General features: G+C 58.0%; 19 protein-coding genes and 1 tRNA gene. 10 read left to right on the top strand and 10 right to left on the bottom strand.

All coding sequences use genetic code 11. The features are described 5' to 3' along the window. Window positions 1-44 precede the first annotated feature (44 nt). Complete coding sequence (locus tag ACGHP5_RS01090; protein ID WP_390567872.1) at window positions 45-2165, top strand: DUF5689 domain-containing protein; 2121 nt, start codon at window positions 45-47, stop codon at window positions 2163-2165. 20 nt (window positions 2166-2185) lie between these two features. Beyond that, the gene (locus tag ACGHP5_RS01085) at window positions 2186-4303 is read left to right on the top strand and encodes a DUF5689 domain-containing protein (protein WP_290531686.1); all 2118 of its coding nucleotides are present in this window, start codon (window positions 2186-2188) and stop codon (window positions 4301-4303) included. A gap of 141 nt (window positions 4304-4444) precedes the next feature. On the opposite strand, the gene ACGHP5_RS01080 is transcribed toward ACGHP5_RS01085, so the two are convergent. Next, window positions 4445-4663, bottom strand: a complete 219-nt coding sequence (locus ACGHP5_RS01080) for a hypothetical protein (protein WP_290531685.1) — start codon at window positions 4661-4663, stop codon at window positions 4445-4447. Window positions 4664-4725: 62 nt separating this feature from the next. Further along, on the bottom strand, window positions 4726-5796 hold the full coding sequence (gene dinB / locus ACGHP5_RS01075; protein ID WP_390567871.1) for a DNA polymerase IV: 1071 nt from the start codon (window positions 5794-5796) through the stop codon (window positions 4726-4728). A 222-nt stretch (window positions 5797-6018) separates the two neighbouring features. On the opposite strand from dinB, the gene ACGHP5_RS01070 reads away from it, so the two are divergent. Then, window positions 6019-6633 (top strand): nitroreductase family protein, encoded by a 615-nt coding sequence (locus tag ACGHP5_RS01070; protein WP_337771525.1) that lies wholly within the window; start codon window positions 6019-6021, stop codon window positions 6631-6633. A 164-nt stretch (window positions 6634-6797) separates the two neighbouring features. Here the strand turns inward: ACGHP5_RS01070 and ACGHP5_RS01065 are convergent. Beyond that, a tRNA-Lys gene (locus ACGHP5_RS01065) sits at window positions 6798-6870 on the bottom strand. Window positions 6871-6976: 106 nt separating this feature from the next. After that, window positions 6977-8275, bottom strand: coding sequence for a glycoside hydrolase family 2 TIM barrel-domain containing protein (locus tag ACGHP5_RS01060; protein WP_337771527.1), 1299 nt, complete (start codon window positions 8273-8275; stop codon window positions 6977-6979). Between the two features lie 51 nt (window positions 8276-8326). Here ACGHP5_RS01060 and ACGHP5_RS01055 point away from each other — a divergent pair, with 51 nt between their 5' ends. After that, a complete protein-coding gene (locus tag ACGHP5_RS01055; RefSeq protein ID WP_290531678.1) occupies window positions 8327-8779 on the top strand; it encodes a type I restriction enzyme HsdR N-terminal domain-containing protein in 453 nt (150 codons plus the stop codon). Window positions 8780-8812: 33 nt separating this feature from the next. Here the strand turns inward: ACGHP5_RS01055 and ACGHP5_RS01050 are convergent, their stop codons facing one another. From ACGHP5_RS01050 to plsY, 4 genes are all read right to left on the bottom strand, one after another. Continuing rightward, window positions 8813-9553, bottom strand: coding sequence for a LytTR family DNA-binding domain-containing protein (locus ACGHP5_RS01050; RefSeq protein WP_290531677.1), 741 nt, complete (start codon window positions 9551-9553; stop codon window positions 8813-8815). Beyond that, complete coding sequence (locus ACGHP5_RS01045) at window positions 9546-10616, bottom strand: sensor histidine kinase (RefSeq protein ID WP_390567870.1); 1071 nt, start codon at window positions 10614-10616, stop codon at window positions 9546-9548. The genes ACGHP5_RS01050 and ACGHP5_RS01045 overlap by 8 nt, the downstream gene beginning before the upstream one ends. Before the next feature lie 292 nt (window positions 10617-10908). Then, on the bottom strand, window positions 10909-12609 hold the full coding sequence (locus tag ACGHP5_RS01040; protein WP_290531675.1) for an AMP-binding protein: 1701 nt from the start codon (window positions 12607-12609) through the stop codon (window positions 10909-10911). A gap of 119 nt (window positions 12610-12728) precedes the next feature. Beyond that, window positions 12729-13430, bottom strand: coding sequence for a glycerol-3-phosphate 1-O-acyltransferase PlsY (gene plsY / locus ACGHP5_RS01035; protein ID WP_290531674.1), 702 nt, complete (start codon window positions 13428-13430; stop codon window positions 12729-12731). A gap of 134 nt (window positions 13431-13564) precedes the next feature. On the opposite strand from plsY, the gene ACGHP5_RS01030 reads away from it, so the two are divergent. From ACGHP5_RS01030 to ACGHP5_RS01020, 3 genes are all read left to right on the top strand, one after another. After that, on the top strand, window positions 13565-14554 hold the full coding sequence (locus tag ACGHP5_RS01030) for a YitT family protein (protein WP_290531673.1): 990 nt from the start codon (window positions 13565-13567) through the stop codon (window positions 14552-14554). Then, window positions 14555-15904 (top strand): tRNA (N6-isopentenyl adenosine(37)-C2)-methylthiotransferase MiaB, encoded by a 1350-nt coding sequence (gene miaB / locus ACGHP5_RS01025; RefSeq protein WP_295904752.1) that lies wholly within the window; start codon window positions 14555-14557, stop codon window positions 15902-15904. It begins immediately after the preceding gene. A gap of 94 nt (window positions 15905-15998) precedes the next feature. Further along, window positions 15999-17480, top strand: coding sequence for a DEAD/DEAH box helicase (locus tag ACGHP5_RS01020; protein ID WP_295904757.1), 1482 nt, complete (start codon window positions 15999-16001; stop codon window positions 17478-17480). Window positions 17481-17532: 52 nt separating this feature from the next. Here the strand turns inward: ACGHP5_RS01020 and ACGHP5_RS01015 are convergent, their stop codons facing one another. Further along, window positions 17533-19047, bottom strand: a complete 1515-nt coding sequence (locus tag ACGHP5_RS01015) for a catalase (protein WP_295904759.1) — start codon at window positions 19045-19047, stop codon at window positions 17533-17535. A 254-nt stretch (window positions 19048-19301) separates the two neighbouring features. Between ACGHP5_RS01015 and ACGHP5_RS01010 the strand changes: the two genes are divergently transcribed. The 3 genes from ACGHP5_RS01010 (at window position 19302) to ACGHP5_RS01000 (ending at window position 21169) form a co-directional block, all read left to right on the top strand. Beyond that, window positions 19302-19640: a hypothetical protein gene (locus ACGHP5_RS01010; protein ID WP_290531669.1), complete on the top strand. Its 339-nt coding sequence runs from the start codon at window positions 19302-19304 to the stop codon at window positions 19638-19640. A gap of 16 nt (window positions 19641-19656) precedes the next feature. Beyond that, window positions 19657-20490, top strand: coding sequence for an AraC family transcriptional regulator (locus ACGHP5_RS01005; protein ID WP_337657610.1), 834 nt, complete (start codon window positions 19657-19659; stop codon window positions 20488-20490). 88 nt (window positions 20491-20578) lie between these two features. Then, complete coding sequence (locus tag ACGHP5_RS01000; protein ID WP_390567869.1) at window positions 20579-21169, top strand: DUF417 family protein; 591 nt, start codon at window positions 20579-20581, stop codon at window positions 21167-21169. 334 nt (window positions 21170-21503) lie between these two features. Here ACGHP5_RS01000 and der read toward each other — a convergent pair whose 3' ends face one another. Then, window positions 21504-22808, bottom strand: a complete 1305-nt coding sequence (der, locus tag ACGHP5_RS00995) for a ribosome biogenesis GTPase Der (RefSeq protein WP_337657608.1) — start codon at window positions 22806-22808, stop codon at window positions 21504-21506. Window positions 22809-22933: the final 125 nt, after the last annotated feature.

The raw sequence follows: 22933 nt of genomic DNA, 5'->3' as shown, positions 1-22933 counted from the left end.
ACACTCCTGGAGATTATAGTAGCGAATTATTAAGAAGATAGTTTATGAAACTGAAAAATGATATTTTGAAACGTGTTTGCCGGAGGCCGTTAGCTGTATTGGCCTTTTCCGCACTGGCGCTTTACGGATGTGAAATCGATTCGGATCTGGATTTGCCGCTGGCGCTCAATGCCGGGAATTACCAGCTTGATGCGATCGGAGGCAATACCAATGTCATGGTCTATTCGACCGGGAAATGGCATGTGAAACTGGAATATCCCGTAAATTGGGCCTCTCTGAACCGGATTGCGGGCGAGGGCAACGGCTCTTTCAATTTCGCCTACTCGCAGAACTACGGAGCAGCCCGGCGGGCGAATGTTCTCGTATCACGGGGTGACCGGGTCGATACGGTGAAGATGATTCAGCTGGGTGTTAATCCGTCGTTGGGTTTCGCAAGTTCTTCGGTAACGCTGAACAAGACCGGGGAACGGACAGGTATTCCCGTCCGGACCAACCTGAAACACAACCTCGATGAAGTATCGGTTGAGTGCATCTATGAAGATGAATATGCCGAAGAGTGGCTGACCGAACTCGAACTGACGGCCGACTCGCTGTTTTTTACGCCGCTCACCAACGATACGGGCACCTCCCGTTCGGTCAAGGTGCAACTCTCTTTCACCGATGGACTCGATCAGGTCGCCTCGGCGTCCGTCGATCTGGTGCAGGCAAATGCAGATATCCGCCGCGTGACGTTCGGAGAGGTACGCGCTATGATCACCGAAGCCGCGGGAGAGAAGACGATCGACGATCCGGTGGTTGTGCTCGAAGGTATCGTCATTAGCGATAAGGATAATCCCAATATGGAGACCAACCCCAATACGGCTTCGCAGAAGATTGATTTTACGGTAAATAACCGGACTGCCTATATCCAGAGCGCAGACGGCAAATACGGATTCCGGATCAATACGGTTGCCGAAAGCGACAACGTACTGAAACGTTACAGTGCCGTCACGATTTCGCTCAACGGGCTGACTTTGGTGAAAGAGTCCAATCCCACCCGTTATACGTTGAAGGGGCTGACCGTCGATCATATAACGGAGGCTGTGGACGGAAGTCTCGGCAATCTGGCCGACAAACGTAAGTATATGGACGAACTGACTGACGACGATATGTATACTTATGTAAAGTTGCGTAATGTGGAAATCAGTATTTCCGACGGTGCTTATACCAATGTGAATGACGGCTACCAGATCAAGACCGACTGGAACCCCAAAGGTTGCAGTCCTTCGTTCTTCGATTGTTATCCGCTGAATATCCGTGATAAGCGGGGAAATTCGATGTATGCGCTCTTTAACGGCATGGTGAAATGGCGCCGTGTAAAGAATGCCGGGGTTCCGAGGGGATCGGGCACTTTCTCGGGTATTCTGGTCCACACCGAGCTGCCGCGTTACGGCAAGGACGGGCAGATCGGAACCTATTCGATCCGACCGCTGGAGGAGGGCGATGTCGCCCTGGAGAAGGACCGTGGTAACGGTTTCAGCGAAGTGCTGGTCGAGTGGACCTGGAATGCGGGTGTCGGGGTAAGTGGAACGGCTTTGATTTCCGAGATCGGCGACGGTGTACTGCGTCAGACTGAAAATAAGAATTTGGGCAGCACGAACGACTTCAACAACAAGGACAATACGACTGGAACCAAAGGACTGGCGGGGAACTGCGGCATCTATGCCGGTTCGAGGTGGTGGAATTTCGATGAAAACCGCGGTGAGGGTTTTCAGATCGAATTTTCCACGGCGGGAGTCAGCAGCGATAATCTCGCTCTGATGTTTTCGATCGGTTCCGGATCGGGCAGTGCGGCGTCCTCGTTGGCGCCGACTTATTGGGAGGTGCAGTATTCGGTCGATGGTACGAACTTTACGACTCTGCCTAATTCGACCTTTGTAGTCCGTCCGTTGGTCTGGTGGAACAATGCTCTGCCGACCTGGATCTGTCCCGGAAATATCGACTATGCTTTCAACCTGCCGGTTTCCTTGCTTGGACAACCGAAAGTGTATGTTCGGATGGTCGCCCAGAGTACGGTTTGCGCCAATGCCGGAGCGTCCGATCCCGAAGGAGGCAACGTCACGCCGTCGACAAGCAACATGAATGTTCGGCTGGGATGTGTTTCCGTGCGCTATAACAAGCAATAAATCTACTCAATCGTGCAATTATGAAACAGTTAAAATCAATAGCCCGCAGCAGGGCATTTCTGGCCGGAATGGTTGCGGCCGTTGCAGTCTGCTTCGCTTCCTGTACCGAAAAAGGGGACTATTTTTCCCTGGAAGAACTCGGTGCCAAAGAAAATACGTACGTTGTGGATACCGAGGCCGGAGTGATTTCGGTTGAGGTGCTTTCCAATAAATCCTACGATTTGAGTTTTGCGAATACGGTCGACTGGGCCTCACTGAAAACCACCCGCATGAGCGGTGACGGCGCTTTTGACGTGAATTACGACGCCAACTCGGGTTTTCCCCGCATGGCCACCATTTTTATCCAGGGACCGGGGAACGCCGATACTGTTTACCTGAAGCAGCACGGCCTGATGACTCCCGAATTGACTTTTCCCAATCAGAACATTATCGTGAAAGGGGAGGGAGGCCCGGTCGAGGCCGATATCCAGACGAATGTTGACTTCGAAGATATGGCCGTAGTCATCGAATATACCAGTGAAGAGGGTATCGAATGGATTTCGCAGATGGATATCGTCGACGGAAAGTTCGTTTTCGAAGCCCAGGGAAACTCCTCCGAGACCAAACTCCGTAACGCCCGAATTACGCTTTCCTATGTCGATGGTTGGAATCAGAAAATTGCCTCTACGCTCTACCTGACACAAGCCAATGCTTTGAATGAACTCGGTCAGAAGGTTTCGATTCCGGAGCTTCGCGGTATGTCGGGCAGCGTGATTTACGACGATATTATCCTGGAGGGGTATGTCGTCAGCGACAAGGGAAATCCCAACGTTGCGTCCAACCCGCATACGACCACGACCAAGATCGATTACAGTGTCAATGAAAAAACGGTGTACATTGAGAGTCTCGACGGCCAATATGGTATCAAACTCGTCACCTCGACCAAGGAGGACAACATCTTCACCCGTTACAGCAAGGTGCAGGTATTGCTGAAAGGTACGACGGTCAACAGCGAACAGGTCGACGATATCGTGCCCGGCCCGGCCCGCTATAAGATTACGGGGGTAACTTCTGCCAAAGTGCTGACTTCCGTTGCGGGGACGGCAGGTGATCTGCCGAAAAAGGAGAGAACCATCGCGGAACTCACCGATGACGATATTTATACGTTCGTGACGCTTCGGCAGTGCGAACTGCCCATCGGCGCAGGTCCGTTCACTCCGCTCAACGAGGGCTACGGGTCCGCTTACAACCAGCAGCGCATAGATACCTATCCGCAGGTGGTTCGCGATATTCATGGAAATGATCTCTACATGATGGTTAACCTGGGATGTCCGTGGCGTCGTGACGGCAGCGAAATTCCTCATGGTTCGGGAGATATATCGGGTGTCGTCGTGCATGACGAATTCCAGCGTTTCGAGGAAGACGGTAATATCGGGCGTTACCAGATCCGTCCGCTCACGCGGGACGATATTGCAGTCGATCCTTTGTTTGAAAACGGATTCTCGGCCGTGATCGCCGAGTGGTCGAACATGCCCGAGGCCAAGATCGAAAACAATGCTGTGGCGCCTACGGTCGGCGAAGGTTCGCTGACCTATTCCCTGCAGGGCGAAAACGGCGCGAATACGATCAGTAAGACTACTTCGTATTCTTATCTCGGCCCTATCACCGGCATTGAGAAAAATGATCCTAATGCAGACAACAAGGGAGCGTTGGCGAATGCGGCATTGGTCGCCTCCAAATGGTGGGACGAAGATAACAACCGGAGCCAGGCGTGGATCGTTTCTTTCTCGACGGCCGATGTGCAGACTACGCAGCTTTCCATGCAGTTGGGCGTCATGAACTGCTGGAATCCCGGTGCGCCCCGTTACTGGGTGGCCGAGTGGTCGACGCACGGCGATATGCTTGGCGCATGGACTGAAATAGGACGTTATACCGTTCCCGACCTGCCGGTTTGGGGCAATACGTTGTTGACACAACTGCCGGGCTGGAAGAATCTTTCCATGCCGCTGCCGCTCGACATGCTGGGTATGGAGAAGGTGTATATCCGCTTGAAAGCTGCGGAAAACAACGCCGGAACCGCAACTGCCTATAGCGGAGGCGAGATCGTTCCGGGACAAAACAATGCGATCAACTACCTTTGTATCCGGTATAACAAGTAGGGGAGAGTGAATGACTGTTTCCGCGGGGAATCGGCTGGACTGCCGGTTTCCCGCGGATTGTTTGTGATTGATAGCTAACGGAGTGTGGACGTTGCCGTCTGTCGCTCGTTTGCCCCTCCCCTCTGTTGGGCGTCTGATAGTCTATCCCCGGCTTTCCATGCTGTCGACCGACGGATTGACCATTACCACGTCCTGTTCCAGCTGCCGTTCGGTGGGTGTCCCGTCTCCGGTTGCGGGCGTGATAGGGCCTCCGTCGGTGAGAACGTCGTCGGGGGTGATTTGCGTTACGGTGGTTTCCTGCGCCGGTTCCGGCTGCCGGGCGGCGGTTTGTCCAGCTCTTGTTTTGTCGGTATGTTTCATGGCTCCCTTTTTGGGCGGGGGTGCTGCAAAGGTCATACCGTTCCCGATGATGACAAGAGCCTTTACGGTTCCGGGTTCTCGAAGTCGAACCGCAGCTGCACGCATTCCGGGCAGGCCTCCGGCGAATTGCCGACCGTAAGGCCGATCAGGCGGATTTTGCGCCCGTGGAAATCCACAGCCGTCAGCAGTTCTTCCGACACGCGCTGGAGCGTGTCGGAGGAATCGACGGACGTGAATAGGGTCTTCGACCGGGTTATCTGCCGGAAGTTGTCGAACTTGAGCTTCAGGACGACGGTCTTTCCCTTGAATTCATGCCGCATCAGCCGGTTCCAGACCTCCCCGCGCACGGCCGACAATTCGAGCCGCAGCTGTTCCCGGTCGTCCGTGTCTTCGGCAAAGGTCGTTTCGGCCCCGAGCGACTTGCGGACCCGGTTCGGTGTGACCTCCCGTTCGTCGATGCCCCGGGCATAGCCGTAATAGCTGTGCCCGGCCTTCCCGAACTGCTGCACGAGCGCCGCTTCGTTCCAGAGCCGCAGGTCGGCTCCCGTACGGATGCCGAGGCGGTGCATCTTTTCGGCTGTCACCTCGCCGATGCCGAGAAAGCGTTCTATGGGCAGCCCGGCCACGAACTCCTCGATCCGCTCCGGCGGGATCGTGAACAGTCCGTCGGGTTTCCGGTAGTCGGAGGCGATCTTTGCCAGCATCTTGTTGACTGAGATTCCGGCCGAGGCCGTCAGCCCAGTTTCGGCGAGGATGCGGGCTTTGATTTCGCGGGCGACCAGCGTCGCCGAACGGGCGTGGCTCACGTCGAGAAACGCTTCGTCGAGCGAGAGGGGTTCCACGAGTTCGGTGTATTCGGCGAAGATGGCGCGAATCTGCTGTGAAACGGTTTTGTAGACATCGAACCGTGCCGGAACGAAGATCAGTTCCGGGCACAGCCGCTTCGCCAGCGCGGACGAAAGGGCCGAATGAACTCCATAGGGACGTGCCTCGTAGCTTGCCGTGGCGACGACCCCGCGCGGTCCGTCATACCCGACGGCGATCGGGCGGCCCCGGTATTCGGGGCGGTCGCGCTGCTCTACGGATGCGTAAAAGGCATCCATGTCGATATGGATAATCTTGCGTTGGGACATCGGGCGTTCGTCGGACAAACGCAAAGATAATGCAAATTATTTCTTTTCGGCCGGCCGAATCCGGTACTTCATACCGGCAGGTTGAAGTACATTTGACTGTCGTCAACCTATATTGCGGACTGAAAATGGCCTCCGGGTTGGTGGAATGCGGACGGATTGCGTATCTTTGTCCTTGTTTATATCATTCGATGAAAAATGGCAGATGATTATTTAGGCCGAAAAATGGAAGAGTACCTGGCCCGTTCGGCATCCGGCCAGTCCAGTCGCAGGCCGCTGGTGACGTTGGGCCGGCTGTTGCTTAAAAACCGCAGCCATCGCGGTTACGATCCCCGCTTCATCGTGCGTGAAGACCAGCTTCGCCGCATTATCGGGGTGAATACCCGCATCCCCTCGGCGCGGAATCGGCAGGTCCTGCGGTTCCGGCCCGTCCTGGCGGACGAGGCGCCCGGGGTGCTGGCTGAAATCCGCCTCGGGGGAGCCTTGCCCGAACTTCATTTACCGCTTCCGGGAACCGAACCGAATGCTTTTATCATCGTCTGCTCGACGGTTCCGGAGGATCGTTACGTCGATATCGATTTGGGTATTTCGGTCCAGAGCATGCTGCTCCAGGCGGCTGAAATCGGATTGAACGGCATCTGTATCGGAGCGTTTGACAAAGAGCGGATCCGGCAGAAATTCCATCTGGAGTCCGAGCCGCTGCTGATCTTGGCCATCGGCAAAGGCATTGAGAAAATCGAATTGGTGGAGATTTCCGAGAACGACGACCGTCGCTATTTCCGCAAGAACGGCATACACTATGTCCCTAAAGTCCGTGTGGAGGATCTGATCATCGAGTAAGTCGGATTTTCCGTCCTTCCCCTCTCCCCTCCGAAAAACGGGGTAAGCAAACGGGTAAACATTTCTCCGAAAATGCCCTCATTTCGTTCTTAAACGGCTAACGATAGGGGCACGCTTTAAATGCAAAAAGACCGATAATCATTGATTATCAGTCTTTTGCTTTGTACCCCCTCAGGGGCTCGAACCCTGGACCCCAACATTAAGAGTGTCGTGCTCTACCAACTGAGCTAAAGAGGCATCAATCGTTATTTGATTGCGAGTGCAAAGGTAGCTATAATTTTTATATCTCCAAAAATTTTGCCGGAAAAATTTTGAAAAAATTCTGCTTTTTCGACCTTCGGAGTTATTCCAGCGCCAGTTTGTCGCTGTTCCATTCGCCGCCGGCGTCCGGGTAGATGAAAGGTCGCGAATCGCCGAAGCGCTTCATATTCAAATAGCTTTCATAGAGGTTGATGCCGTTCGCCGACTGGGCGGCCAGTGCGAAGGCCACCACCGACGGATGGCGCTTTGTGGTGTGATAGCTGTTTTCCGTGCGTTCGAGGTAGGCCGGCTGCCATTCGGGATCGTTGGACGGATTTCCGCCCTTGCGGCGCGATTCCCCGTTGCGGCGGGTGTCGATCGGTGCCTGCGCAATCACGTAGAGGCCCTGCACGTCGCAGAAGTTCAGCAGCGATTCGGGTATGGGACCCGGCAGCAGCTTGAGCGTGTTGAATCCCTGCTCGCGCAGCGCCGCGATTTCGTTTTCGGAGATCGTCGCGGGGACTTCGCGTACGCGCAAGGTCACGGGACGTGCGTTCAGCGACATCCGCCCGTCCTGCATCTCCACCGTACGGAAGCCGAGGCGGAGTTCCTGATATTCGGCGTAGCGGCCTTCGTGCTGGGTTTTGAGCCGCAGCGTGTACTGCGTGGGCAGTTCGGCGCTCCACAGCAGGTTCGAGGGAATACGGGCCAGGAAACGCAGCGTGTCTTCGCGGCGCATGTCGAGGGTGACGTCTTTCTGCCCGGCCGCGGCATTTTCGCCCGTCGGCGTGAGCAGCTGGTAGTGGATGCGCGAGGAGCGCGGGTTGAGGGCCTCGCTTTTCACCACGACGGCGATCTCCGCCGTGGCGTTGCCGTCTTCGCCGATCCGGGTCCTGGTCACCACGTCGCGCACGCGCAGCGTGGGCTGGCTCATCAGCCAGGCTCCGCCGATGGCGGGCGCCGGGGACTCTTTCCAGCTTTCGAGCGGCGCCACGGACGACGGCTGCGCGAGGATGACTTCGAGCATGTTGCGGCCCTCTTTCGCCTGCCTGGTGATGTTGATTTCCGCCGGGGCGTTGCCGTCTGCGTTGTAGGCGACGGGGCTGCCGTTCACGCGCACTTCATAGTCGCCCGACGCCCATCCCAGGTGGAACAGCACCTGCCGGTTGGCCCACGCGAACGGCACGGTGAACGGTGTCGAGAAAACGTTGTCCTTGAGGTTCCATTCCGTCAGCCGTGTGAAGTAGCGGTTGTCGCCGCCGTCGGCCGCCGTGGCCGCTTCGGCCGAAGGGTAGGCGAGTATCTCGCCGCGCGGCAGTTCGCGTCCGTAGGTGGGCGTGTACTCCTGTGCGCAAAGCCCGCAGAGGGAAAAAAGCGCTATGGTCGAAAGGATAGTCCGCATAAGTTCGTATATTTGTCCTCCGTAAAGATACAGAAATTTTTCGATACTGCGATGTCCGGGCTGCCCAAACTCAATTTTCCTGCCATCCGGCTGCGTGCGCGCCGCCGCGGCGACGGCGTGGAGGTCTGGGATTCCCTGCGGGGAGTCTACCTCGTGCTGACTCCCGAGGAGTGGGTACGCCAGCATCTGATCGCTTACCTGACGGCGCATTGCGGCGTGCAGCCCAAACGCATCGTCCAGGAGTATGCCGTGGCGCTCAACGGTCAGCCCCAGCGGGCCGATGTGGTGGTCGTGGGCGACCGGGCCGAGCCGCTGCTCCTGGCCGAATGCAAGGCCCCGGGCATCCCGATCAACGACCAGACGCTCGCGCAGGCCGTGCGTTATAATTCGGTGCTGGGTGCTCGCTACGTCATTCTGACCAACGGCCTGCGGCATTACTGTTGCGAATACCGCGACGGGGAGTATGTCCAGCTCGGCGGCTTCCCGGATCTTTCCGGCGATTGACCGTCTCTCTTGCGGGTTCTTCCGGCCGAATCGCTACAGATTTCGGAAATTCTTGTCGATGTATCCCTGGAAGGCTTCCTTGTAATTCTCGCCGATCGGTACGTACTCCGTGTCGTTGAGGAAGATGCGCCCTTTGACGTAGGCCTTGATCGTGCGCAGGTTGACGATGTACGAACGATGCACGCGCATGAACGACTCCGAGGGAAGCGCCGTTTCCATGTTCTTGAGCCGGAACAGCGTGGTGATGGTCGTTCCGTCGGCGAGGTGCATGCGCACGTATTCGCCTTCGCTTTCGAGGTAGACGATGTCGCTGATCTTCACCAGCGAAACCTTGTAGTCGGCCTTCACCGAGATATACTCCTTGTCTTTGGGCAGCGCCTCGGATTCCCCCTCCTGCGGCGGGCGCTGGTTGTGACGGAGTTCGTAGAGCGAATTGGCCTTGGCGGCCGAACGGCTGAAATCGGCGAAGCTGAACGGTTTGAGCAGGTAATCCACCGCGTCGAGCTTGAATCCCTCGACGGCGTATTCCGAATAGGCCGTGGTGAAAATCACCATCGGGCGGTCGATCAGCGCGCGGACGAAATCCACGCCGTTCAGGTCGGGCATGTTGATGTCGACGAAAATCAGGTCCACCTTCTCCCCTGCGAGCATCTGCTGTGCTTCCAGGGCGTTGTTGTATTTTGCGGCGAGGTCCAGGTAGGGAATTTTCGAGATGTAGTTTGTCAGCTGACGCAGAGCCAGCGGCTCATCGTCGATGGCGATACATTTAAGCATTGAGCGTCGGGATTACGAGTTTTACGGTATAGGTTTTCTCCTCCTCGCTGATTTCCAGCGAATAGTTCTTCGCGCCGTAGATCAGTTCGAGGCGTTTGCGGACGTTTTCCAGTCCGATGCCTGCGGGGTGTTTGCTGCTTTGCGCGGTGTGGCGGCTGTTGGTGAGCGTGCTGGTCACCTGTCCGTCGGCGTATTCGATCTTCAGGCGGATGAACGACGGGTGGTTGTAGCTTACGCCGTGTTTGAAGGCGTTTTCGACGAAGACGATCAGCAGCAGCGGCGGGATCGACAGCTGTTCGGGCAGGTTGCCGGGGGACTCCACGCTGATACTCACGGCGTCGGTGTAACGAATGCGCATCAGTTCGATGTAGTTTTTCAGGAACTGGATGTCGCGGTTGAGCGAAATGATTTCGCGGCCCGACTCGTAGAGCACGTAGCGCATCATCTTCGAAAGCTCGATCACGGCGTTTTTGGCCGACTCGGTGTCGATGTCGATCAGCGCGTGGATGTTGTTGAGCGTGTTCATGAAGAAGTGCGGGTTGATCTGGTATTTCAAGTAATCCATTTCGGCCTGCAGGTTCTGACGCTTGAGGGTTTCCATCTGCTGCTCGTCGCGCATCGACTGGTATATCAGCTTGATACCCGTGTTGGCCCCGGTCATGAAGAATCCCAGCACTACGCTCCAGTACATCTCCAGGTTCGAGAACGAGGCCTTGCGGTAGGCGTCGATCGCCTCGGGATCGTTTTGTTTGAGTAGGTGGTCCGAGAGGTGGTCCTCGTAGACCTGCACCAGCCAGAAGACGCTGATGATCAGCGCCAGGTTGCTCACGAGGTATTTGCCGTATTTCCGCCGGAGCATGTAGCGCGGGGCGAGGATGGCGTTGTGGATGATGAAGATGATCAGGTAGGGGGCGATCTGCCGCCATGCGATCAGCACGTTTTCCAGGTTGACGTGCATTTCGGACATCATCTGCGAGTTGAGGACCGGGACCAGTATGATGGCCGCCCAGACCATCACGTAGAGCAGGTTTTCACCGATGGCTTGCTTTTTCTGGATTTTCATGCTTCAAATATAGTGAAAGTTGAGAGCAAAGCCAAACTTGTTTGAGCTTTGCCGAGACGCATCCTGTATTCTGTAAATATAGTGAAAGTTGCGGGCAAAGCCAAACTTGTTTGAACTTTGCCGGAATGCGCCGATTCGAAAAAACACCCGGCTCCTTTCTCGGGAGTCGGGTTGTGAAAGAAAGCAGGTAACCGTACTAATTAGTGACGCCTCATTGTTAGAATGGATTCAGTGACTATGAAGAATTTTGGGATAGAGAATCCAATTGGTTACCTGCCTGTGTCCGTGTCTTTTATTTGTTCAACAGCGATGGTTCGTACAAATAGCGTTTGATGCTTCGTTTGGGAGTCTTCTCGAATTCGGTGGGGTAGAGCGTGATGTCCGTGACCCGCTCGTAGGCGGCCAGCTGTGCATTGAGTTCCTGCAGGTTGTTCTGCATGATCTGCGGCAGGTCGGCCTTGTCCACGCCCTCGGCCTCGGCCTGTTCGTAGTCGGGGACCACGAGCGCCTTGATTTTGCCGTTTCCGGCGTCGAGCACCAGCGATTCGAGTACGAGGTACATGTTGTTGAGTTTGTCCTCGATCTCTTCGGGGTAGATGTTCTGCCCGTTGCCCGAGAGAATCATGGTTTTCGAACGTCCGCGGATGTAGAGCGTGCCGTCGGGGTCCATCGTGGCCATGTCGCCCGTATGGAGCCATCCCTCCTCGTCGAGGACCTTATGGGTGTCCTTGTCGTTTTTGTAATATCCCTTCATGACGTGCTCGCCGCGGACAAGGATCTCGCCGGCCACGCGCTGCGGGTCTTCGGAGTCGATCTTCACTTCGAGCAGGCCTTTGAGGAACCGGCCGCACGAACCTGCCTTGAACTCGTTGTCGGGGGTGAAGCTGATCAGCGGGGCGCATTCGGTCATGCCGTAGCCGATCGTGATCGGGAACTTGATCTTCATCAGGAACGACTCGGTCTCCTGGTTCATCGGCGCGCCGCCGACGATGAAAATTCCGACGTTGCCGCCGAAGGCGTCCATCAGTTTCTTGCGGATCACCGAGTAGATGGCCGAGTTGAGCAGCGGAATCTTCATGGCGATCGACATGGGACCTTTTTCCAGCATCGGGAGCACCTGCTTGCGGTAGACCTTTTCGAGGATCATCGGCACGCAGCAGATGATCGTGGGTTTCACGACGGCCATCGCCTCCAGCAGGATTTTCGCCGCCGGAATCTTGCCCAGCAGGGTGACGTGCCCGCCGACGGCCAGCGGTGCGAGGAAGTCGAATGCGCAGCCGTAGGCGTGTGCCAGCGGCAGGAACGACAGTGTGCGGCCGCCTTTCTGGAAATACCGCTGTCCGGTCTGGGTGTTGACCATCGTCATCGCGAACACCACGTTGCCCGTGAGGTTGTTCACCGTGAGCATCACGCCCTTCGAATAGCCGGTCGTTCCCGAGGTGTAGTTGAGCAGGATGACCTTGTCGTTGGGAATTTCGGGATATTTGATGTCATTGACGCTGAATCCGCGCGGGTACTTGGTGCGGTAGTTCTTCACGATGTCGCGCTGGAACTTGGTGAGCGACTTGCCGTCGCGCTCGTAGATCGCATGGAAGTCCGTGAGCGAGAATACGGCCTCGATCTGCTTGATCTGGTCCTCCTCGATCACGTCCCAGAAGTTGTCGCCCAGGAACAGCAGGCGGCTTTCCGAGTGGTTGATGATATGGATGATGTCCGCAGGAGTGAAATCCTGGAGGATCGGCACGATCACCGCGCCGTAGGTGATGGTTCCTATGTAGGTGATGCACCAGCGGGGGTTGTTGCGGCCGATGAGCGCGATTTTGTCGCCTTGCTTGATCCCGGCTTTCTTGAAAAGCAGGTGGAGTTTCGCAATCTCCTTGGCCATTTCATAGTACGAAAAAGTCTCGCCCTTGAAATAGTCGGTCAGCGCCGACATTTCCCGGTTTTCCCGAAAACTCGTTTCGTATATTTTCAGCAGGTTTTCCTGTAACATGACTCTCGCTTTAGGTCTTTATTGCGGCGCAAAGATAACGTAAAAATTTATTTTGCCGTATGCCGGTCGCGAAATTTATCCTTTTATACGGATAATTTCGCCGAAAAGTCCGGAGGCAATTATTTCGTATCGTGCTCTTTGTCCCTCTTTTTCTGCTCCTCGGCATCGAGTTTCACGCGCCGCGGCTTCCAGATGAAGGTCTTCGACTCGGTTCCTGCCTTCAGCCGTTCGATGTTCTTGCGGTGGGTGTAGATCAGCAGGATGGCGATCACGAACGAGAATACCACGAAGGCCGTCGATCCGTTGACTTTGGGCGATATGAGCGTGAAGACGGGGAAACAGCATCCGGCGACCATCGAGGCCAGCGACACGTAGTGCGAGACCATCAGCATCACCAGCCACACGCCGAAGCACAGCAGCGCCACGGGGGGATAGATGCCCGTCACGGCGCCCACGAGCGTCGCAACGCCCTTGCCGCCGCGGAATCCGGCGAAAATCGGGAAGATATGGCCCAGCACGGCGGCGAACACGGCGACGATCTTGAGGTTTATCAGGTCGTTCTGTCCGATCAGGTCGTCGTACTGCATCAGTTCGATGATCGTCACGGCCACGAATCCTTTCAGGAAATCGAGCGCGAAGACCGGCAGGGCGGCCCGCCGGCCCAGCACGCGGAGCATGTTGGTCGTTCCGGCGTTCTTCGAGCCGTGCTCGCGGATGTCGATGCCGTAATATTTCTTGCCTATCCACACGGCGCTCGGAATCGAGCCGAGCAGATAGGCGATGATAATCATGGTGGTAGCCGTATATATCGTCAGGATCATCTTTTTCGCGTGTTAACTTGTTCATGCAAATATAGTCAAAAAATCCGTATATGGAAGCCGGGCCCGAAAAAACCGCCGCCGTATCCCGCATTTCCGGAGAATTTAGTATCTTTGCATTCTAAATGAATTAATGTATGAACACAAAGGCTTTGCTCGAACCGATGGGCTCGTGGGCGTGGTGGCGCTCGTGGTTTCTGATTTTCCTCGGCTGCTCGGTTATGGGCGCGGGGTTCGTGCTCTTCGTCAATCCCTACAAGTTCGTGCCGGGCGGGGTCTACGGCATGGGCATCGTGCTGCATAACATCTTCCCCTCGATCCAGGTCGGTACGTTCGGCTACATGTTCGACATTCCGCTGATGCTGACCTCCATGCTGATCTTCGGAGGCGGTTTCGGAACGCGCACGGTGCTTGCGGCGCTCTACACCCCGGGCTTCATGAACGTCCTCACGCGGCTGGTCTACCCGAGTCCCGAGGCCGTCGAGGCGCTGGACCCCTCGCAGCTGCTGGGCGGGCGGCTGGACCTTTCGAACGACCTGCTGCTGACGTGCGTCATCGGCGCCGTGGTGATCGGTGTCGGGCAGGGCATCGTCGTGCGCCAGCAGGCGACCACGGGCGGCACGGACATCGTGGGCATGCTGTTGCAGAAGTTCGCCGGGATCAAGTTCTCGACGGGCATCCTGCTGGCCGACGGGTTCGTCGTGCTGTCGGGACTCGCCGTGATCGGCTTCGGCTTGGGCACGGGCGAGGCCGCCGCGAACGGCTGGATGCTGACGCTCTATTCGCTCATCACGATCTACATCTCCTCGCGGGTGATCGCCTACCTGCTCGACGGCGCGTCGTACGACAAGCTGCTGTTCATCATCAGCGACCACCACGAGGAGCTGAAACGGTTCATCATCGACGACCTCGACCGCAGCGCCACCTACATCAAGTCGAAGGGCATGTACACCGATTCGCTGCGCGACATGATCTTTCTGGTGGTGAGCCGCAAGGAGGTGCGCCTCGTGCAGCATAAAATCAAAGAGATCGATCCCAAGGCCTTCGTCGTGGTGACGGATGCCTACGAAACCTTCGGGGAGGGCTTCAAGCAGTTCCCCGAGAAGAACGAGATACAGGCAGAATAAATGGATTTCAACATCAATACGCTGCGCCCGCTCCAGGGCGCGGGACGCAAACTTTTCATCGAGACCTACGGCTGCCAGATGAACGTCGGCGACACGGAGATCGTCGTTTCGCTCATGCAGCGGGAGGGTTACGTCTATACGGAGCAGATCGGCGAGGCCGACGTCATCCTGATCAACACCTGTTCGATCCGCGACAATGCCGAACAGCGCATCTGGGGCCGCCTGGCCGAGATGAAACGCTACCGGCGCCAGCGTCCGGGACTGGTGGTGGGCGTCATCGGCTGCATGGCCGAACGCCTGCGCGAAAAGCTGGTCGAGGGACCTGCGGGCGTCGATGTCGTGGCCGGACCGGACGCCTACCGCGACCTGCCGCGCCTGGTGCGCGGCGCCGAAGCGGGCGGCAAGGGCGTCAACGTGCTGCTTTCGACCGAGGAGACCTACGCCGAAATCGCCCCCGTGCGCCTCGACCGCAACGGCGTGAGCGCCTTCGTGGCGATCATGCGGGGGTGCGACAATTTCTGCTCCTACTGCGTGGTTCCCTACACCCGGGGCCGTGAGCGGAGCCGCGACGCGGAGACCATCGTCGCCGAGGCGCGGAGTCTGTTCGAAAACGGCTACCGCGAAGTGACGCTGCTGGGGCAGAACGTCAATTCCTACCGCACGGGCGACGTCGATTTCCCGGAACTGGTGCGCCGCGTGGCGTCGGTTTCGCCGCTGCTGCGCGTGCGGTTCGCCACCTCGCATCCCAAGGATATGAGCGACGGCCTGCTGGAGGTCATGGCCTCGATGCCCAACGTCTGCCGGGCAATCCACCTGCCGGCCCAGTCGGGCGCCACGTCGATGCTCGGCCGCATGAACCGCAAATATACGCGAGAATGGTATTTGGACCGCATCGCCGCCATTCGCCGCTACCTGCCCGATTGCGCCATTACGACCGACCTGATCGCGGGCTTCTCGGGCGAGACCGAGGAGGAGCACCTGCAAACCCTGTCGCTGATGCGCGAGGTGGGCTATGATTTCGCCTATATGTTCAAGTATTCGGAGCGTCCGGGCACTTTTGCCGAAAAGCACCTGGGGGACGATGTGCCCGAGGAGGTGAAGTCGCGCCGGCTTTCGGAAATCATCGCCCTGCAGAACGAACTGGGCCATGCGAGCAACCTGCGCGACGTGGGCCGGGAGTTCGAGGTGCTGGTCGAGGGCGAGTCGAAGCGCGACAAAAACCAGCTGTCGGGGCGCACTTCGCAGAACAAGGTGGTGGTTTTCGACCGCGGGGATCACAAGGTCGGCGATTACGTGAAGGTGCGCATCACGGGCTGTACGCCTGCGACGCTTTTCGGCTCCGTGCTGTAAATGCGGTATCGGGGGCGGATTTGCGTGCTTTCGGCCCGGACGCGTTCCCGTGCCTGAAATGAAAAAGCTTATAAATTAAATAAAACAATTATCTATGCGTTTCGACGAACTCGACCTGGAGGATGAAATCCTCGACGGCCTTGAGGATATGAATTTCCACGAGATGACTCCCGTGCAGGAGCATACGATTCCGGTGATCCTGGAGGGCCGCGACATTATCGGCTGCGCCCAGACCGGCACGGGAAAGACCGCGGCCTATACGCTGCCGCTGCTGAACAGACTGCTCATCGAGGGCAACCCCGACAACGTGGTGAAATCGCTGATCATCGTGCCGACGCGCGAGCTGGCGCAGCAGATCGACCAGCAGTTCCAGGGCTTTTCCTATTATGCGCCCCTTTCGACGACGGTCGTCTACGGCGGCGGCGACGGCAAGGGCTGGGACATCCAGAAGAACGGCATGCTGAACGGCGCCGACGTGGTGATCGCCACCCCGGGCCGCATGATCGCCCACCTGCAGAACAGCGGCGTCGACCTTTCGCATGTCGAATACCTGATCCTCGACGAGGCCGACCGCATGCTCGACATGGGTTTCTCGGACGACATCATGAAGATCATCTCCTACATGCCCGCCGAGCGGCAGACGATCATGTTCTCGGCGACACTGCCCCCGAAGATCCGCGAACTGGCCAAGACCATCCTGCGCAATCCCGCGGAGGTCAACATCGCCATTTCGAAGCCCAACGAAGCCATCGACCAGTCGGCCTACGTCTGCTATGAGAACCAGAAACTGGGTATCATCCGCGAGCTGTTCGCCGAGCCGACCGATTCGAAGACGATCATCTTCTCGTCGTCGAAACTCAAGGTCAAGGAGCTGGCTCATACGCTCAAGCGCATGAAACTCGACGTTGCGGCCATGCACTCCGACCTGGAGCAGGCGCAGCGCGAGGAGGTGATGCTCAACTTCAAGAACAACAAGGTGAAAATCCTCGTCGCCACGGACATCGTCGCCCGGGGTATCGACATCGAGGACATCGGCCTGGTGCTCAACTACGACGTACCGCACGACCCCGAGGACTACATCCACCGCATCGGCCGCACGGCCCGCGCGGCGGCCTCGGGCAGCGCCGTGACTTTCGTCAGCGAGGAGGAGCAGGGCAAGTTCCACCAGATCGAGAAATTCATCGAGCGGGACATCCGCAAGGCCGAACTGCCCGCGAGTGTAGGCGAGGGCCCGAAATACGCTCCCGACGAAAACCGCGGCCGCTTCGGCCGGGGGCGCGGGGGCCGCAGCGGGGGCCGTTCCGGTTCGGGCGGCGGCTCGGGCCGCGGACGCGGCGGACGGGGCGACCGTTCGGGGCGTAACGACCGGGACCGCCGCAGCGAACGCCCGGCGGCTGCGACAGCGGAATCTGCCGCCGCACAACCCGCTTCGCCGGACAGCGACCATGCTTCGGGCCGCGGCGAAGGCAACCGCGGAACCCGCGACCGCAGACGCCATCGCGGAGGCCGCAACCGCGGTAACAAGCCGCAGGGCGGGGGCGCTCCGCAGGGCGGTGAACCGACGCCGCAGGCATAAACCGAAAATCCCCGAAACTCTCGGTTTCGGGGATTTTTGTCGGCAGACCGCTTTAGCGTGCCGCCGCGGGATTCTTTCTTTTGTCCCACGCGGGATGCGCGGGGTCTTCGGCCGTCAGGGCTTCGGCGAGGCTGATACCCAGCGCCCGGGCTACGCCTTCGCCGTACGACGGATCGGCGTTGTAGCAGTTGCGCACGTGCCGCTGCTTGATGAACAGTTCCGAGTCGCCCATGGCGCGCGCCGTGTTCTCGCAGGTCGCCAGCTGGTCTGCGGGCGTCATCAGCCGCCACAGCTTGCCCGGCTGCGTGTAATAGTCGTCGTCGAATTCGCGCTCGTCGTAGTTGTAGACCGCGCCGTCGACTGCCAGGGGCGGCTCCTTGAGGGCCGGCGTGTCCTGCCATTCGCCGTAGCTGTTCGGCTCGTAGGGCGTCGTTGCGCCGTAGTTGTCGTCGGTGCGCATCTGTCCGTCGCGGTGGTAGGCGTGGAACGGACAGCGGGGCTTGTTCACCGGAATCAGGTTGTGGTTCACCCCCAGGCGGTAACGCTGCGCATCGCCGTAGGAGAACAGGCGTCCCTGCAACATCTTGTCGGGCGAGAAGCCGATGCCCTCGACAATGTTCATCGGGTTGAAGGCCGCCTGCTCGACTTCGGCATAGAAGTTTTCCGGATTGCGGTTGAGTTCCAGAATGCCCACGTCGTGCAGCGGGAAATCGCCGTGATACCACACCTTCGTCAGGTCGAACGGATTGATTTTATAGGTCCGGGCCTGCTCTTCGGTCATCAGCTGTACCTGCATCAGCCAGCGCGGATAGTCGCCGCGTTCGATGGCCTCGAACAGGTCGCGCTGGTTCGATTCGCGGTCCTTGGCGATGACCGCTTCGGCCTCGGCGTCGGTGAGGTTCCTGATCCCCTGCTCGGTGCGGAGGTGGAACTTGACCCACGTGCGTTTGTTGTCCTTGTCGTAGAAACTGTAAGTGTGGCTTCCGAACCCGTGCATGTGGCGGAAGGAGGCCGGAATGCCCCGCGGCGACATCGTGATGGTCACCTGATGCAGTGCCTCGGGCAGCAGCGTCCAGAAATCCCAGTTGCTGTTCGGACTGCGCAGTCCGGTGCGCGGGTCGCGCTTGATGGCGTGGTTCAGGTCGGGGAACTTCAGCGGATCGCGCAGGAAGAAGACCGGGGTGTTGTTGCCCACGAGGTCCCAATTGCCGGCATCGGTGTAGAACTTGATGGCGAAGCCGCGGATGTCGCGCTCGGCATCCGCCGCGCCGCGTTCTCCGGCCACGGTCGAGAAGCGCACGAAGCACGGGGTCTGCTTGCCGACCTCGGCGAAGATCGACGCCCGGGTGTATTTCGAGATGTCGTGCATCACGGTGAAGGTTCCGAAGGCTCCCGATCCTTTGGCGTGCATGCGCCGCTCGGGGATGACTTCGCGGTCGAAGTGGGCGAGTTTTTCGAGGAACCACGGGTCCTGCAGGGTTACGGGGCCGCGCTGTCCGGCTGTCTGAATGTTTTGGTTGTCGGCGATGGGCCGGCCGTTTTCGGCTGTCAGTTTCTTTTTGTTCATATGGCTTTTGTTTTTGGTTGTGACGGATTCCCTGTTTGTAAATGTACGATATAATTCTGTGAATAACAAGCAGATAATATTGATAGTGCCATAACTAAAACTTATAGCAGCCAGAATCGTGCCCGAACGGAACAGCGTGCGGGCTGAAAATTTCCGGCCGAATGTGCGGATATTTCGGTCCGGGGCGTTATCTTTGAGAAACGGAACGGCGGTTCCGGGAATCGGGACCGTTCGCTGAAACAGTTTTGCCTGCAATGATTGATTTGAATTTCAGCCGTGAGTTTTTTGCGGCCATGCTGGTCACGGAGGTGGAGAAGGTCGGGTTTGCCGTCTTGATCCGGACATTTCCCGATGCAAGGGAATTGCAGCACCCCGCTGTCGTGATCCGGGGTATCCGGGAGTTTGCTTTCGATATTGCCGACGGTTGCTTCGTCCCCCTCGGGACGCGTTGCGACGGGAAGGTAGAGGTCCTGCGGTCCGGAATCAGCAAGTCCGGGGATGAAATCCGGTTCACGGCAGTGGATTACGTGTACCGGGAATCCGAGTTCCGGAGAAAATATGTGGACCGGGTCGTCAATCCTTTTCTGAAATAAACCGGTCAACGGAACTATGGATATAGCATTCAGCACCCCCTTGAAGGGCAACCTCGTCCTGTGCCGCGACCTCCGCGATGCGGAGCTGACGCGGCGCCCCGACCTCTACAAATTCCTCTGGGTGCGGCAGGGCGCGCTGTCGCTGGAAGTCGACCATGTTCCGATGCGGCTCGAAGCCGGGGAGATCGTTTCGCTGACGCCCCTGCACCACGTCGGCAGCCTCCGTGCCGACGGCGACTGTCTTTCGCTGCTGTTCGACAGCAATTTCTACTGCATTTTCGGTCACGACGGCGAGGTTTCGTGCAACGGGCTGCTGTTCAACGGCTCCTCCGAACCGCTGCGGCTGGCGCTCTCCGCCCAGCGGCAGGAAGCCCTCGGGCGCATCGTCGACGAACTGTGCGCCGAATACGAGGTGAACGACGGCCTGCGCGAGGAGATGCTTCGCATGCAGCTCAAACGCTTCATTATCGTATGTACGCGCGCGGCGCGCGAGCATTTCGGGGTCGACGGGCCGCAGGAACAGTTGTTCGACATCGTGCGGCGGTTTTACGTGCTTGTCGACGAGCATTTCCGCACCCGCCGCCGCGTGCAGGACTACGCCGAACTGCTGCACCGCTCGCCCAAGACCCTTTCCAACCTCTTCGCCGCCTGTGGCCGCCCTTCGCCCTTGAGCGTCATCCACGACCGCGTGAACGCCGAGGCGCGGCGGTTGCTGCTCTATACCGACAAAAGCGCCAAGGAGGTCGCTTACCTGCTGGGATACGAGGACACGGCGGCGTTCAGCCGCTTCTTCGCCAAGATGAACGGCGAGAGCATCACCGGCTTCCGCCGCCGGACGCAACGGGAATAATCGCCAATATTTCCGGCGGTCCTGCTATCGTTCCGGAGGCCGGGAATGCGGAACTTTGCACCATCGAAACACTAAAAACCGAATAACGATGATGCAAAAACTCTCCGGCCTGTTTTACGGCTTTCTGAAAATCGCCGCCGGCTCGCAGCGGCTGGGCCTCGGTATGATCCGGGTTGCCATTCTGATAATCTTCGTCTGGATCGGCGGACTCAAGTTCTGGAACTACGAAGCCGAGGGCATCGTGCCCTTCGTGGCCAACAGCCCCTTCATGAGCTTTTTCTACAACGAAAAAGCACCCGAGTACAGGCAGTATAAACTGCCTGAAGGGAGTTTCGACGCGGCCAAACACGAATGGCACGTGAAGAACAACACCTACGGGTTTTCGCACGGACTGGGCCTGCTGATCATGTCGATCGGCCTGCTGACCTTTTTCGGGTTCTTCTCCAGGCGTGTGGGGCTGGTCGGCGAACTGCTGGCCATCCTGATGACGCTCGGAACCCTTTCGTTCCTGGCGACCACGCCCGAGGTGTGGGTTCCCGACCTGGGGAGCGGCGAATACGGGTTCCCGCTGCTGTCGGGTGCGGGGCGGCTCGTAATCAAGGACACGGCCATCCTGGCGGGTGCCGTGGTTCTGCTCTCCGACACCGCCCGGCGATTGCTCGAGCGGCGGAAAGCATAATGCAAATCCCTCCGGAACTCCGGAGGGATTTGCGTTTGTCACGGAATAGGTCATCCTTACTTCTGCCGGAAATAAATCCGCATCGGGCCTCCGTTATGCGAAAGTCCCCCTTTTCAAAGGGGGATTCAGGGGGATTGTCAGCACCGGATTTTTCGGGACCGCCTGCCGTTCTGCCTTGCGATTCCGTCCGGACACCTACTTCTGCCGGAAGTAAATCCGCATCGGGTTTCCGTTATGCGAAAGTCCCCCTTCTCAAAGGGGGATTCAGGGGGATTGTCAGCACCGGATTTTTCGGGGCCGCCTGCCGTTCTGCCTTGCGATTCCGTCCGGACACCTACTTCTGCCGGAAGTAAATCTGCATCGGGACTCCCGAAAAATCCCAGTGGTCGCGTATGTTGTTTTCGAGGAAGCGGCGGTAAGGCTCCTTGATGTACTGCGGCAGGTTGACGAAGAACGCGAACTGCGGCGTCGGCGTCGGAAGCTGGGTCACATACTTGATCTTGATATACTTGCCCTTGGTCGCGGGGGGCGGATAGTTCTCGATCAGCGGCAGCATGTAGTCGTTGAGTTCCGAGGTCGAGATGCGGCGTTTGCGCGACTGGTAAACGCGGATGGCGGTTTGCAGCACGTCGAAGATGCGCTGTTTGTTCATCACCGAGGTGAAGATGATCGGAATGTCGTTGAACGGCGCGAGTTTCTTTCGGAGGAACTCGGTCCACTCCTTCATCGTGTTGCTGTCCTTCTCGATCAGGTCCCATTTGTTGACCACGATCACGCAACCCTTGCGGTTGCGGACGATCAGGTTGTGGATGTTCAGGTCCTGCGATTCGAGTCCCTGCCGGGCGTCGATCATCAGGATGCAGACATCCGAATTTTCGATGGCGCGTATCGAGCGCATCACCGAGTAGAATTCGAGATCCTCCATCGTCTTGCCCTTCTTGCGCATGCCGGCCGTGTCGACGAGGTAGAAATCCATGCCGAACTTGTTGTAGCGCGTGTGGATCGAGTCGCGGGTGGTCCCGGCGATGGAGGTCACGATGTTGCGCTCCTCGCCCAGCAGGGCGTTCGTGAGCGACGACTTGCCGACGTTGGGACGGCCTACGATCGTGATGTGAGGCAGGTCCTCGTCCTCCTCGGAGACCGTTTCCACGGGCAGTGCGTCCAGAATGGCGTCCATCAGGTCGCCCGTGCCGCTTCCCGACATCGACGAGATGCAGTAGGGGTCGCCCAGTCCCAGGGCGTAGAACTCGTGCGAAGAGTAGATCTGGTCGTTGTTGTCGACCTTGTTGCAGACGAGGATCACCTTCTTCGAGGTGCGGCGCAGGATGTCGGCCATCAGCATGTCGAGGTCGGTGATGCCGGTGCGTACCTCCACGAGAAAGAGGATCACGTCGGCCTCGTCGATGGCCAGCAGGACCTGACGGCGGATTTCGTCCTCGAAAATATCTTCCGAGTTGACGGTGTACCCGCCCGTGTCGATTATGGAAAACTCCTTGCCGTTCCAGTCGGTCTTGCCGTAATGACGGTCGCGGGTGGTTCCGGCCGTCGCGTCGACGATGGCCTTCCGTTCGCCCACGAGGCGGTTGAAGAGGGTGCTTTTGCCGACATTCGGACGGCCCACGATTGCTACAAGGCTCATATTTTGGTCTTATTCTGTTTTTGCTCCGTTTTATAATTCCGACGGCCGTAGTCGCGGCCTGTGGCCGCGTTTACAAGTCTGACCCCACCCCAAACCCCTCCCTCGGGAGGGGCTTGTCGCATCGC

The organism is Alistipes sp. i18-0019-D1 (genome assembly GCF_042852885.1).
In the GTDB taxonomy this organism is placed as follows: Bacteria; Bacteroidota; Bacteroidia; order Bacteroidales; family Rikenellaceae; genus Alistipes.
Note: the sequence above shows the minus strand (reverse complement) of the source record. Positions and strands in the feature narration are given on the sequence as shown.

Coding starts and splice junctions, on each gene's coding strand:
- ACGHP5_RS01090 (WP_390567872.1), top strand. CDS start 45: ATGAAACTGAAAAATGATATTTTGAAACGTGTTTGCCGGAGGCCGTTA.
- ACGHP5_RS01085 (WP_290531686.1), top strand. CDS start 2,186: ATGAAACAGTTAAAATCAATAGCCCGCAGCAGGGCATTTCTGGCCGGA.
- ACGHP5_RS01080 (WP_290531685.1), bottom strand. CDS start 4,663: ATGAAACATACCGACAAAACAAGAGCTGGACAAACCGCCGCCCGGCAG.
- dinB (WP_390567871.1), bottom strand. CDS start 5,796: ATGTCCCAACGCAAGATTATCCATATCGACATGGATGCCTTTTACGCA.
- ACGHP5_RS01070 (WP_337771525.1), top strand. CDS start 6,019: ATGGAAGAGTACCTGGCCCGTTCGGCATCCGGCCAGTCCAGTCGCAGG.
- ACGHP5_RS01060 (WP_337771527.1), bottom strand. CDS start 8,275: ATGCGGACTATCCTTTCGACCATAGCGCTTTTTTCCCTCTGCGGGCTT.
- ACGHP5_RS01055 (WP_290531678.1), top strand. CDS start 8,327: ATGTCCGGGCTGCCCAAACTCAATTTTCCTGCCATCCGGCTGCGTGCG.
- ACGHP5_RS01050 (WP_290531677.1), bottom strand. CDS start 9,553: ATGCTTAAATGTATCGCCATCGACGATGAGCCGCTGGCTCTGCGTCAG.
- ACGHP5_RS01045 (WP_390567870.1), bottom strand. CDS start 10,616: ATGAAAATCCAGAAAAAGCAAGCCATCGGTGAAAACCTGCTCTACGTG.
- ACGHP5_RS01040 (WP_290531675.1), bottom strand. CDS start 12,609: ATGTTACAGGAAAACCTGCTGAAAATATACGAAACGAGTTTTCGGGAA.
- plsY (WP_290531674.1), bottom strand. CDS start 13,430: ATGATCCTGACGATATATACGGCTACCACCATGATTATCATCGCCTAT.
- ACGHP5_RS01030 (WP_290531673.1), top strand. CDS start 13,565: ATGAACACAAAGGCTTTGCTCGAACCGATGGGCTCGTGGGCGTGGTGG.
- miaB (WP_295904752.1), top strand. CDS start 14,555: ATGGATTTCAACATCAATACGCTGCGCCCGCTCCAGGGCGCGGGACGC.
- ACGHP5_RS01020 (WP_295904757.1), top strand. CDS start 15,999: ATGCGTTTCGACGAACTCGACCTGGAGGATGAAATCCTCGACGGCCTT.
- ACGHP5_RS01015 (WP_295904759.1), bottom strand. CDS start 19,047: ATGAACAAAAAGAAACTGACAGCCGAAAACGGCCGGCCCATCGCCGAC.
- ACGHP5_RS01010 (WP_290531669.1), top strand. CDS start 19,302: ATGATTGATTTGAATTTCAGCCGTGAGTTTTTTGCGGCCATGCTGGTC.
- ACGHP5_RS01005 (WP_337657610.1), top strand. CDS start 19,657: ATGGATATAGCATTCAGCACCCCCTTGAAGGGCAACCTCGTCCTGTGC.
- ACGHP5_RS01000 (WP_390567869.1), top strand. CDS start 20,579: ATGATGCAAAAACTCTCCGGCCTGTTTTACGGCTTTCTGAAAATCGCC.
- der (WP_337657608.1), bottom strand. CDS start 22,808: ATGAGCCTTGTAGCAATCGTGGGCCGTCCGAATGTCGGCAAAAGCACC.